The following is a 12,512-nucleotide window of genomic DNA, read 5'->3' as shown; positions in this document are numbered from 1 at the left end:
CCTACTCTAAAACTACACCCATTTGGGATAGTGGCTCACCTAGTTTTGTCACAGCCTCTGATAAAGCCTTGGTATCTGCACTCGTCAAATCAGTATATGACTTGTAGTGCTGGCTATCGGTCATGTACTTGTCAAGCAGCTCATTGACCGTCTTGAAGTCAGCCGTCAAGGTTTTTACCAATGCCTTGTCTTTTTTCTCCAAAAGTGGCTTAAAGAGTTGGAAAATCTTCTCTGCTCCCTCAATATTGGCACGGAAGTCATAGAGATCCGTATGGGAGTAAACCTCTTCTTCACCTGTAATCTTGCTGGTTGCTACTTCATTGAGGAGGTCAACAGCTCCTGTCGCCATCATGTCACCCGTAACTTCAACCGTTGAGACTTTGGCACGCAGTTCTTTGATGTCTTTGATCAATTGCTCCGCGTAACTTTCAGTACCAGCTGTAGTATTTTGTTCCCAAAGGATACGCTCGATACGGTGGAAACCTGTCCAACCTTCTTCTGACTTATTCTCATCAACATAGTCCACCAAGCGGTAGTCAATCTTGATGTCCAACTCTCCAAAGCTCTCAGCAATCGGTTCCGAACGCTCATAAGCCATACGAATAAGTGGGTACTGTGCCTTAGCCTCATCAAGATTAGCAGATTTGAGGGTTTCCGCCCACTTCTCTGTATCCGTCAGTAACTGGTCAATCTGCCCTTCTACAAAAACACGATAGGCTTCTGTTATCTTAGTCAACTCTTTTTGCTCACTAGCAGACAAGGCAGAGTTTGACGATTGGCTAGTTGGTGTAGATGTATCACTTGATGAACAAGCTGTCAAAGCAAAGGCTGACAAGGCAACCGTTGCCAATAAAGTATAAAGTTTTGTTTTCTTCATAACAAGTCTCCTAACGGTTTGGATAACTTTATTATAAAAAATCTGAATCGAACGGTAAAGATTTTTAGCAAGAAAAGCACAAATTTATTTTATTTATAATAGTTACAAGAATGATTATGATTAACTCTGCGTATTTTTTGGTTTACCTCCTTATCAGTTATCTGATAGAGAGCATCTAAAAAAGCCATTTGGTAACTTCCTGGCAACGAGCTAACCTGCTCTGCCATTTCCCCAGCGATAGTATAGGTGGATAGAGCTTCCTCCAAACAATCAAGCAGATGATCTTGATCGGCAAGATGGATAAAGGCTGCTAGCACTGCACCTAGAAGGCAACCTGTCCCTGTCACCAAAGGCATGAGAGCACTGCCATTTTTGAGCACTCTGACCTGACCATCAACAGCGATAGCATCTTGAACACCTGTGACCACGATAGGAAGCTGAAGTGCCTTATTGGCAGCTAGTGCCAGTTGACCAACGTCATCAACACTAGCCGAATCAACTCCCTTGCTTTTCACCTCTTGCCCTATCAAGGCTGCTATTTCGCTAGCATTCCCACGCACCAAACTCAGTTTATGATGCCGAATCAAGTCAAGAGCAACTTCCTTACGAAAGGCTCCTGCAGATGCCGCAACAGGGTCCAAGACCGCAGGAACACCGTAGTTCGCTGCCAGATTAAGAGCTTCTTTGTAGAGTTTCCAAGAGTCTTCTGTCAGACTCCCGATGTTGATCAAGAGCCCCTGAGCATATCGTAACAAATCTTCTAAGTCTCTAGCTGACTCACTCATGGCTGGAGAGGCTCCAATCGCAAGGAGACCATTGGCAGTGAAATTCTTAACCACATGATTCGTGATACAAATCATCAGTGGATTGGCTTGACGTAGTTCTTCTAAATAAGACATATCTCTTTCCTTTCTCTAAAGTGTGATGATGTGATTGACAGGACCGTGGCCATTTCCTAGCTTGGGAGCTTCCTTAATAGCCTTTGTAATAAACTGCTTGGCAATAGCTACGGCTTCTTGTAGGGATTTTCCTTTGGCAAGTTCAGCCGTTATAACTGCTGCAAACGTACAGCCCGTACCGTGACAATCATTTCCAGGAATACGTTCGGATACATAGGGAATGACTTGGCCATTTTCCAAAAAGAGATAGTCACTTGCCTGCCCTTTAAAATGCCCACCTTTGATAATCACTGACGAAACCTCATACCTGTCCTGAATCGTATAGCCTGCTTTTAAAATCGCATCTTCAGTATCAATAGCAAAACCTGCTAAAACTTCTGCTTCTGCACGATTTGGTGTTACCAAGGTCGCTAAGGGCAATAAACGCGTTTTTAAGGCCTCTATCGCTTCTTGACTAATCAGATGATCGCCACTAGATGCCACCATGACTGGGTCTAAAACGTAGGGAACCTTCTCTTTTGATAAGCTGTCTGCCACAAGCTCAATCATGTCAACCTGAGCTAGCATGCCCGTCTTAATCGCCTGAGGCTGAATATCTGAAAAGACCGACGCCAATTGTGCTTCTATCATATCTAGCTCTAAGTGAGCAATCTTTTGAACTCCCAGTGTATTTTGAGCAACGACACTGGTCACCACTGCCATGCCATAGACTGACCTAGCTTGAAAACTCTTTAAGTCAGCCATGACTCCTGCCCCACCTGAAGGGTCTGTTCCTGCTATCGTTAAAGCGACTGGCAATTTTCCCATTAGTTATCCTCCATAATGCTTATAAAATCACTCAAATGCTTGATTGACCTAATGGCAGAGCCATTTTTCTGATCTGCCTGATAAATTTCGTTTTCTAGAAAGAAGGTCTGTATCCCTAACTGCTCTGCTTGTTTAGCATTTGCCCAAGAATCCTCCACCATGATAACCTCTTCAGCAACAAGCTTTTCTCTATCCAAAATCGTCTGTAAAAAGGCTGCTTCTTTTTCCTGCCACTGCGTCTGATAACAGCTGTAGATACCTTTAATGTGAGTTGTCAATCCGTGGCTCTGAAAAGCTATCTCTACCAGTTTGGTCTGATTAGCAGTCACAGCGTAGCAGCTAAGACCTTCATCTGCTAGCCACTCAAATAGTTCATCAACCCCTGCAATCAAAGGAACTTGAGCGTAAGCCTTTTCTAAAAGTTCCTCCTTCTGAGATTGGTAAGCCTCTCTGGTCACCTCATCTTTCAGTAACTCATAAAGAAAATGATCCGCCTGAGTCATGGAAAGATGCCAAAGATTGGACTTGATAGCCTCGGTGTAGACTTTCCCATGACTGGACAACAGTTGACTGACTACCTCATCCCAGATACCGTAACTGTCAAAAATCACACCATCACAATCCAGAAAGAGAGCCCTGCTATTTCCCATAAAACTAGTCCTTTCTCTGTCCAAAGTTCCTCTGCAAATCTCTAAAAAACGGTAGACGTTTCAAGCCTTCTAACACAAAGAGGGCAATGATACCGCCGATGAGACAGGCTCCAACAAAGCGTGGCGTAAAGAGGAAAAGTGACTGGGCTGCGGCTGCTTTTGACATGAGTTCAGAATCACCCTGGGCTGTCGCTGACCAGTACCGAACCATGACTGGAGCCGAAACCAAAGAACCGATAATCCCAGTCCCCAAAAATTCTCCCAAGAAGGACAGATAGGTTTTGGGATAAAGACGGTAACAGAAACTTGCTAAGAAAGCTCCTGGTACTGCCCCTAGAATAGCCAAAGGTGCAACACTAGCAACTCCAGCCTGAGTCAAAATGCGGATCATAGCTGTCATCAAAGCCATAGCAACAGCATAGGCTGGACTAAGCACGGCTCCTGAAACGACATTGACCAGACTCGACATGAAAGCCATGCCTTCAATCCTAAAAATAGGCGTTAAAAAGACATCTAGGGCAATCATAATAGCAAGAACGGTTAAACGATGAATTTTATGACTAGACATAATCATTCCTTTCTGGACATTTGAACCAACACGAATACAAAAAATCCCACTCGACAGTCGTCAAATGGGATTTAGACATGATAACCTAGCTCAAAAGAGTTCTAGACTCATCTATCGTTCACATTTCCCTTCGGCAGTCCTAACTACATCAGGTTCAATGGGTATCATCTCAGCCACACTGGCACCCCAAATGTCTTATGTTATTGTTATAGCATCAGTCTAACACAGACTAATTGTTTTTGCAAGGGTTTTCAAAAAACAACACGACAAACGCATGAAACAGTTATTTCCGAATTATAGTACAGTTTAAAATAGATACTTTTACTGTTATTCCTATAGTAAGACGTTCAAAGTATTTTAGATTTTTTTGAAATACCTGAACTTTGAATTGCAGAAAGCTTTATTTTCACTCTAAAAATCTTTCATGCGTTTGTCGTGAAAAAACAACCTCTTACTTCTGTTGGTCAGGTTTGTAAGTCAATCGCCATTTAAAAGAATTCTCTTTTGTCCAGTTCGCTAAGTAAATTCTGGCATTTTTGCACAATGTCCCTTGCCAACATAATTTCAGAAACCACAGCAATTCCTGCAATCGGGATGTCTTTTAATATTTCGATATTATCCGACGTAATTCCTCCGATAGCCACCATAGGAAGCTGGCAAGCTGCTCCTATTTCTGATAAGCGTTCCAAGGGCGTCAAAGACGTCTCTTTGGTTTGAGTAGGGAATATAGCCCCAACTCCCAAATAGTTCGCTCCTTCTGCCTCCGCCTGCAAGGCCCTATCTACCGTTTTGGCAGAAACACCGATAATCTTGTCCTTTCCTAGTAAACGCCGGACGCAAGAAACTGGCAGCTCATCATCTCCGATATGAACACCTGCTGCATCAACGGCTAAGGCGACTTCCACCCAATCATTGATTAAAAGTGGAACCTTGTAAGCATCCGTTATCTTCTTTACCTTGATTGCCAAATCATAAAAAGCTCTCGTCGTCAGTTTCTTTTCCCTCAGCTGAACCATGGTCACTCCAGACTGGCAAGCCTGCTCAATCTTATCCAAAAAGCTCTGCTCACTAAAATCATAAGAACCCGTCACCAGGTACAAGCGTAATGTCTCTTTTTGAAAACTCATAAAACCTCCTTATCAAGTCACCCTCACTAATAAACGACCTTTAACCTCTCTTTCCAACATCCGAGCATACAAAAACTCCATTTGCCTTCGTCAAATGGAGTTCAATCAGTCTGAGTTCTCAAAATAGTAATCATCTCTTAATCAGGCGACAACTATCAAGTCTGCACATTTCCCTTCGTCAGTCCTAACTGCATCAGGTTCAATGGGTATCATCTCAGCCGTTTTGGCACCCCAAATGTTTTTATTTTTTATTATTTTAGCATAGGTGGAAGAGAAATGCAAACGCTTTATTATTTCTTTTCTATTGGTGCGACGCTGGCTAGCAGCTTTTTAAGGCCAACTTCTGGGAATTTGATTTTGAGTTCCTGAGTTTTGCCACTTCCTGTCACTTCAAGGACTGTACCATCTCCCCATTTTCTGTGGTGGGCGATATCCCCAATCTGCCAAGCGACCTCCGTTTTCTCTGCACCAGCATTTCTTCCAAAAGGTAGCGGGGCAGACTTAGAAGCACTCTGGGCAAATGGCTGAGCAGCAGAGCGAGGTTGTGCCTGAGACTTACGAGCCTGAAGCGCCTGGGACAGGCTCATCCCTTGACCAAACTGAGTTGGTTGTTCCTTGGTGTATTTGACACCAAATGATGAGTTGGCAGGGCGTGCCAAACCTTGATAAGTCAATAAATCTTCCGAAATTTCTCGTAGGAAACGCGTTGGACGGTTGTAATTTGTTTTACCAAAGAGGGTCCGTGTATTGGCATTGGTCATAAAGAGAATCTCTTCAGCACGTGTGATCCCAACATAAGCCAGACGACGCTCTTCTTCTAACTCATCTGGATCTTCTGCTGCGCGTGATAGGGGAAAGACACCCTCTTCCATACCAATCAAAAAGACAACCGGAAACTCAAGACCCTTTGCCGCATGAAGCGTCATTAAGGTGACCTCAGCTGACTCAACCTGACCGTCATCCGTATCTGCAATAAGAGCTAGGTCATTCAAGAAACGGCTGAGTTTGTCCAAACCTGACTCATCAGCAGGTCCGTCGTCGTTGGTATCATCAAAGTTCTTGGTTACCGAAAGAAACTCTTCAATATTTTCAATACGAGCTTGACTTTCCAAGGTATTTTGGATTTTTAGAGCATCTAGGTAACCTGTCTTATCAAGGACAACGCTAACAATCTCTGTAATGGTCATGCCATCCAGTCTATCTCGCAGATTTAACAGGAGATGAGCGAGCTCATAGACAGCCTGTGCTGCTTTTCCTTTGAGTGGAGAGAGCATGATATCTGCCGAAGCATCCATGAGGCTCATATTCTGCTCATAAGCAAAAACTCTGATTTTCTCCAAGGTACCTGGACCAACGCCACGCTTAGGTTCGTTGATGATACGCTCAAAGGAAATATTGTCAGCTGGGTTGGCGATGATATTAAGGTAGGAGATAACATCTCGGATCTCTTTACGGCTGTAGAACTTAGTACCACCAACCATGGTATAAGGAATATTCGACTTAAGAAGAGCTTCCTCAATCGTACGCGATTGGGCATTGGTACGGTAGAGAACGGCAAAATCTTTAAAGTTCTTGCCCATTTCACGCACAATGTTAGTGATCGTTGACGCTACAAAAACAGCCTCATCACGTTCGTCATTGGCACGATAATAAACCAACTGTTCCCCATCGTCGTTCTGTGTCCAGAGTTTCTTAGGACGGCGATTACGGTTATTATTGATGACGTCGTTGGCTGCTTGTAGGATTTTCTTCGTCGAACGGTAGTTTTCCTCTAGAAGGACCACTTTAGCTTCTGGATAGTCCTTTTCAAAGTCCAAGATATTTTGCATGTCTGCACCACGCCAACCATAGATTGACTGGTCAGCGTCACCCACCACACAGATGTTTTTAAAGCGTGAAGCCAAGAGTTTAACCAACTGATACTGAGCATGGTTAGTATCCTGATACTCATCCACATGGATATACTGATAGCGTTGTTGGTAGTAAGCCAAAACATCAGGATGTTGATCAAATAAACGAAGTGTCATCATAATCAAATCATCAAAATCCATAGCCTCCGAGCGACGCAACTCTTCTTGATAGGCTTTATAGCACTTAGCGACTATTTGCGTATACATATCGCCAGCTTGATTTTCATAACCAACTTCATCCAAAAGGTCGTTCTTAGCATTTGAAATCGTTCCTAAAATCGAGCGCTCATTCCATTTTTTAGGATCGAGATTCATGGCTTTCAGGATACGCTTCATCAGTGTGCGTTGCTCACCTGGATCAACAATAGTGAAATTACGATTATAACCGATATGGTCTGCCTCACGACGCAAGATACGGACACACATACTATGAAAAGTCGCGATCAAGGTATCTTCAGTAGCTGGATTGAGTGCCATGGCACGCTCACGCATTTCACGAGCAGCCTTATTGGTAAAGGTAATCGCTAGGATATTCCAAGGATTGACCATCTTTTCATCAATTAAATAAGCGATACGATGGGTCAAAACACGTGTCTTACCCGAACCAGCTCCCGCCATAATCAAAAGGGGGCCTTCAGTTGTTTGGACAGCTTCTGCCTGCCTATCATTCATTCCATTTAATAAGGGATTCATCTTCATTACCTAGAACATAAAAAGCGCATGATAAGCCATAAACTAATCATGCCAAGTTCAGAGTTCCTCTCTAATTGTCATTTCTCATGCTAGTCTATTGTATCACGTTTTGAAAGATTATGCTCCTTTTGACCCATAGACAGAATAACTAAAAACGCTTCCACATCCGATAGATAAAACTATCAAAAAAATATTTTTAGGTAATATACGAATTAAATAGAAAAATCATTTGACATAGTTCGTCTTTTTTATTAAAATAGAAAAAAATAAATTAAACCGAATGACGTTAATCAGGAGAAGAAAGTTAGAATAACTTTCGCCGAAGGAGTAAACTCTCAGGTGCCTTGTTTCAAGGTGGGACTGATTAAGGGACGGACTTCTGGAGAGACCTTGCAGGGTTATTTAATAACTACTGCACTTACAGGCGCCGAAGGGGCAAAGCACACCGCTCAATCTCTCAGGCAAAAGGACAGAAGATAAAAGTGTTTGATCATTAACGACGTCTGTCGTTTTTCAAGGTAGTCTTGCTTTGGTGACTCGTTTTTGTACCTATCAACGAGGCTGTTGTTACGAGACTACCGAACACTTTTTATCTCATCTCCAGGGGTTCTTCGCGTAAGAGCCTCTTTTTTAGCGCTCATTCACAAAGGAGATTACCATCTATGGTTGCTTTTTTTACCGCACTTGATAATTTTGTCTGGGGTCCTCCCCTTCTGATTCTCTTAGTCGGAACAGGGATTTACCTCAGCCTTCGTTTGGGATTATTACAGGTTACTAAACTACCTCGTGCCTTCAAGCTCATTTTTACTGAAGATAAGGGTGAAGGTGATATTTCAAGTTTCGCCGCACTTGCAACAGCTCTAGCAGCAACTGTCGGAACTGGAAATATCGTTGGGGTTGCTACTGCTATTAAAACAGGTGGACCTGGCGCCCTCTTCTGGATGTGGGTTGCTGCCTTCTTTGGTATGGCAACAAAATACGCTGAAGGGCTTCTTGCTATCAAATATCGTTCAAAAGATGCCAACGGAGATGTCTCAGGTGGTCCTATGTACTATATTACAAACGGTATGGGACAACAATGGAAATGGTTAGCTGTACTCTTTGCAGTCTTTGGCGTTCTTGTGGCATGGTTAGGTATCGGTACCTTCTCTCAGGTCAATTCGATCACTTCAGCACTTCAAAACAGTTTTGGATGGTCACCACAAATCGTCAGTATTCTCATCGCGATTATCGTAGCCATCATCATTTTCGGTGGTATTCAATCGATTTCAAAAGTCTCTGAAAAAGTGGTCCCATTCATGGCTGGTCTCTATATTCTGGCAGCGCTAATTGTTATCGGACTTAACTGGGACAAGATTTTACCAACATTAGGTTTGGTTATTGAAAGTGCCTTCACACCAGCTGCTGCAGTCGGTGGCTTTGTGGGTGCAACTGTCAAAGAAGCTATTCAAAAAGGGATTGCACGTGGGGTCTTCTCTAACGAATCTGGGCTTGGATCTGCACCAATCGCTGCTGCGGCCGCTAAAACAAACGAACCTGTTGAACAAGGTTTGATTTCAATGACAGGTACCTTTATTGATACTATCATCATCTGTACACTTACCGGACTTTCAATCCTTGTTACCAATCAATGGACTGGCGACCTTCAAGGAGCCCCTCTAACACAAGCAGCATTTGCTTCTGTCTTTGGAGATATCGGAAGCCTAGCGCTTACTATCTCCCTAGTCCTCTTTGCATTCACAACTATTCTAGGATGGTCTTACTACGGTGAACGTTGCTTTGAGTTTCTATTTGGAACTAAAGGGATCACTGCTTACCGTAGCATTTTCGTCATCATGGTAGCCTTAGGTGGCTTCCTCAGCCTAGACCTTATTTGGATCGTTGCCGATATTGTTAACGGACTCATGGCTCTACCTAATCTTATTGCCCTTCTCTTCTTATCACCAGTGATTATCAAAGAAACAAAATCTTACTTCGATCGTCATCGTTAAACGACTCCTATAACACGAGTTTGAGACAACATTAGTCTCAGGCTCTTTTTTATCCCCCAATTACTGATTGTTGTCTCTCTTTTTAATTTCTTGATGACGTTGTTTATTATGTAACAAAGTTTGACAAATTACTTTGATGTAACATATAATAGATAGGTTGTTATTATTTTTTGAGGAGTTTAACATGTATAACTTTTTATCAACTCTGGACACTTTTGTCTGGGGTCCACCACTTCTAGTACTCTTAGTTGGGACTGGAATTTATCTTTCAACACGACTTAACCTCTTACAAGTCGTCAAATTACCAAAAGCACTCAAACTCATTTTTACCAGTGATAATGCTGGCGAAGGAGATATTTCAAGTTTCGCTGCACTTGCTACTGCACTTGCAGCAACCGTCGGAACCGGAAATATCGTCGGAGTAGCTACGGCTATCAAACTCGGAGGTCCAGGTGCCCTCTTTTGGATGTGGGTAGCTGCTTTCTTTGGTATGGCAACTAAGTACGCTGAAGGTGTCCTCGCCATTAAATACCGTACGGTTGATGATAAAGGCGAAATCGCCGGTGGTCCTATGTACTATATCACCAACGGAATGGGACAAAAATGGAAATGGTTAGCTGTACTCTTTTCTGTCTTTGGTGTTATGGTTGCCATCTTCGGATCAGGTACCTTTACACAAGTTAATTCCATTACTGATTCTCTGAAAAATTCGCTCGGATTATCCCCTCAAATCGTTAGTATCGTTTTAGCGATCATCGTTGCTATCATTATTTTCGGCGGTATCCAGTCTATCTCAAAGGTTTCTGAAAAAATCGTTCCATTTATGGCGATTGTTTATATCCTTGCTGCCTTGACTGTCCTTCTTGTCAATTGGAACAACCTCCTGCCAAGCCTTCTATTAGTTCTTAAGTCTGCCTTTACTGGTCAGGCTGCTACTGGGGGATTCGCCGGAGCTACTATAATGGTTGCTATCCAATCAGGTATCGCACGTGGAGTCTTCTCTAATGAATCTGGACTCGGTTCTGCACCAATCGCTGCTGCAGCCGCAAAGACAGAAGAACCTGTTGAACAAGGTCTAGTATCAATGACAGGAACGTTCATCGATACTATCATCATCTGTACGATGACTGGACTTGCTATTATTGTTACCGGTCAATGGTCTACAGACCTCAACGGGGCTAGCTTGACACAATCAGCCTTCTCAACCGTATTTGGTGATTTTGGTGTCTGGGCTCTGACAATCAGCCTTATTCTCTTTGCCTTCACAACTATCCTTGGATGGGGCTATTATGGCGAAAAATGCTTCGAATTCCTCTTTGGAACAAAAGCAATCCCAGTGTACCGTATTATTTTCGTTGCTATGGTTGGCCTTGGAGGCTACATCAGTTTGGAAACTATTTGGGTAATTGCTGATATCGTTAACGGGCTTATGGCCTTTCCTAACCTTATCGCCCTTCTGTTCCTATCACCTATTGTGATTAAAGAAACGAAAGCCTATTTCAATAAATAAACAAAAAAGCTGACCAACAGCTTTTTTTGTTTACTAAAAAGTGATATAATAAAAAGAATTGCTTAAAAAGGAGAATATTATGTCAACCCCATCTGATAATCTCAGATTAGCTAAAAGAGGCCCTATAATAAGTATTATCGCTTATCTAGCCCTCTCACTATCCAAACTTGGTGCCGGCTATCTATTAAACTCAGCATCTCTAACCGCTGACGGTTTTAATAACTTGTCGGATATTGTAGGAAATATCGCCCTCCTGATTGGACTTCATCTGGCCAGTCAACCCGCAGATGAAGACCATAAATTCGGACATTGGAAAATAGAAGATCTTTCAAGCTTGATCACATCATTTATCATGTTTATCGTCGGTTTCCAAGTTCTGATTCAAACAGTTCAAAAGATTCTATCTCAAGAGAATACTGAGATTGATCCACTTGGAGCTCTCGTTGGATTGATTTCAGCCCTAGTCATGTTTGCTGTTTATTTTTATAACAAACAGCTATCTAAAAAAGTGAAATCCAGTGCCCTAGTCGCAGCAGCAAAAGACAATCTTTCAGATGCTTTGACATCTCTAGGGACATCCGTTGCTATCGTAGCCGCCTCTTTAAATCTTCCAATCCTTGATAAGATTGTTGCCATCATCATTACGTATTTGATTCTAAAAACAGCCTATGAAATCTTCATGGAAGCTACCTTCAGTCTATCAGATGGTTTTGATGACAAGCAACTCAAACAGTACGAAAAAGCAATTCTTGAAATCCCAAAAATTACACGCGTCAAATCCCAAAGAGGACGTACCTACGGAAGCAATATCTATCTTGATATTGTCTTAGAAATGAACCCCGACCTCTCAGTTTATGAAAGTCATGAAATAACGGAACAAGTTGAAGAACTCTTGAGCAAACGATTCTCAGTCTATGACATTGATATCCATGTTGAGCCATCTGCCATTCCAGAAGATGAAGTCTTTGGAAATGTTCTTAAAAAGCTCTTCAAAAACGAAAAAATGATTTTATCAAAGATACCAGATTACCAACTCCTCCTTGCCGAAGACTTCTATGGTATTGACGAATTTGGAGTTAAACGTAATAAGACTGAAACGATTGAAAACGATAGGCATTTCCATAATGACTTTACCCATTTTAAGATGGAATCTGTCAGTCAAAAAACCAAATTAATCAGCTACGAACTTGAAAATTGCCTGCATACCAGCATCTGGCGTCGTAACGAAGAATGGTATCTACTTTATCATCAAATAACTCCTAAATCAACTCAAGAAAAATAAATGGAATCTCTAAGCTCAGCCACCAGCATAACTGGTGGTTTTCTTATTTTTCTCCAAGAGAAAGACTAGCTCGAAGCCATAATAAAAATAGCCTCAACCAAATAGGGCTCTATAATTTCTGTAGTGGGTAAATCTCATTCAGATATTGTAGGGCTTTTTGACGGTATGCAAAAAGTCCCACATGACTTATAATGAAAA

Annotated in this window: 10 protein-coding genes and 3 riboswitches; of the genes, 3 read left to right on the top strand and 7 right to left on the bottom strand. The window is 42.3% G+C overall.

From position 1 onward, the window contains the following. Position 1: 1 nt before the first annotated feature. From efeO to pcrA, 7 genes are all read right to left on the bottom strand, one after another. Complete coding sequence (gene efeO, locus JOC31_RS06650) at positions 2-877, bottom strand: iron uptake system protein EfeO (protein WP_205017378.1); 876 nt, start codon at positions 875-877, stop codon at positions 2-4. A gap of 89 nt (positions 878-966) precedes the next feature. Next, complete coding sequence (gene thiM / locus JOC31_RS06645; RefSeq protein WP_205017377.1) at positions 967-1,776, bottom strand: hydroxyethylthiazole kinase; 810 nt, start codon at positions 1,774-1,776, stop codon at positions 967-969. Between the two features lie 15 nt (positions 1,777-1,791). Beyond that, complete coding sequence (thiD, locus tag JOC31_RS06640) at positions 1,792-2,583, bottom strand: bifunctional hydroxymethylpyrimidine kinase/phosphomethylpyrimidine kinase (protein ID WP_205017376.1); 792 nt, start codon at positions 2,581-2,583, stop codon at positions 1,792-1,794. Next, entirely contained in the window at positions 2,583-3,233 is a 651-nt protein-coding gene (locus JOC31_RS06635; RefSeq protein WP_205017375.1) for an HAD family hydrolase, read from the bottom strand. The genes thiD and JOC31_RS06635 overlap by 1 nt, the downstream gene beginning before the upstream one ends. 4 nt (positions 3,234-3,237) lie before the next feature. Further along, the gene (gene thiW, locus JOC31_RS06630) at positions 3,238-3,801 is read right to left on the bottom strand and encodes an energy coupling factor transporter S component ThiW (RefSeq protein WP_205017374.1); all 564 of its coding nucleotides are present in this window, start codon (positions 3,799-3,801) and stop codon (positions 3,238-3,240) included. 108 nt (positions 3,802-3,909) lie between these two features. After that, positions 3,910-4,000, bottom strand: a riboswitch (TPP riboswitch). Between the two features lie 289 nt (positions 4,001-4,289). Continuing rightward, on the bottom strand, positions 4,290-4,928 hold the full coding sequence (thiE, locus tag JOC31_RS06625) for a thiamine phosphate synthase (protein ID WP_205017373.1): 639 nt from the start codon (positions 4,926-4,928) through the stop codon (positions 4,290-4,292). Positions 4,929-5,081: 153 nt separating this feature from the next. Further along, a riboswitch (TPP riboswitch) is annotated at positions 5,082-5,172 on the bottom strand. A 46-nt stretch (positions 5,173-5,218) separates the two neighbouring features. Then, on the bottom strand, positions 5,219-7,531 hold the full coding sequence (pcrA, locus tag JOC31_RS06620) for a DNA helicase PcrA (RefSeq protein WP_205017372.1): 2,313 nt from the start codon (positions 7,529-7,531) through the stop codon (positions 5,219-5,221). A 369-nt stretch (positions 7,532-7,900) separates the two neighbouring features. Further along, positions 7,901-8,014: riboswitch (glycine riboswitch) on the top strand. Between the two features lie 179 nt (positions 8,015-8,193). Between pcrA and JOC31_RS06615 the strand changes: the two genes are divergently transcribed. The 3 genes from JOC31_RS06615 to JOC31_RS06605 all read left to right on the top strand — a co-directional run bounded on the left by JOC31_RS06615 (position 8,194) and on the right by JOC31_RS06605 (position 12,314). Further along, complete coding sequence (locus JOC31_RS06615) at positions 8,194-9,522, top strand: alanine/glycine:cation symporter family protein (RefSeq protein ID WP_205017371.1); 1,329 nt, start codon at positions 8,194-8,196, stop codon at positions 9,520-9,522. 184 nt (positions 9,523-9,706) lie between these two features. Beyond that, positions 9,707-11,032, top strand: coding sequence for an alanine/glycine:cation symporter family protein (locus JOC31_RS06610; protein ID WP_205017370.1), 1,326 nt, complete (start codon positions 9,707-9,709; stop codon positions 11,030-11,032). 79 nt (positions 11,033-11,111) lie between these two features. Next, the gene (locus JOC31_RS06605; protein ID WP_205017369.1) at positions 11,112-12,314 is read left to right on the top strand and encodes a cation diffusion facilitator family transporter; all 1,203 of its coding nucleotides are present in this window, start codon (positions 11,112-11,114) and stop codon (positions 12,312-12,314) included. The last annotated feature ends 198 nt before the right edge of the window (positions 12,315-12,512 follow it).

The sequence above is a fragment of the Streptococcus saliviloxodontae genome (assembly GCF_016908655.1).
Lineage (GTDB): Bacteria > Bacillota > Bacilli > Lactobacillales > Streptococcaceae > Streptococcus > Streptococcus saliviloxodontae.
This window is presented reverse-complemented; position numbering and strand designations above follow the sequence as displayed.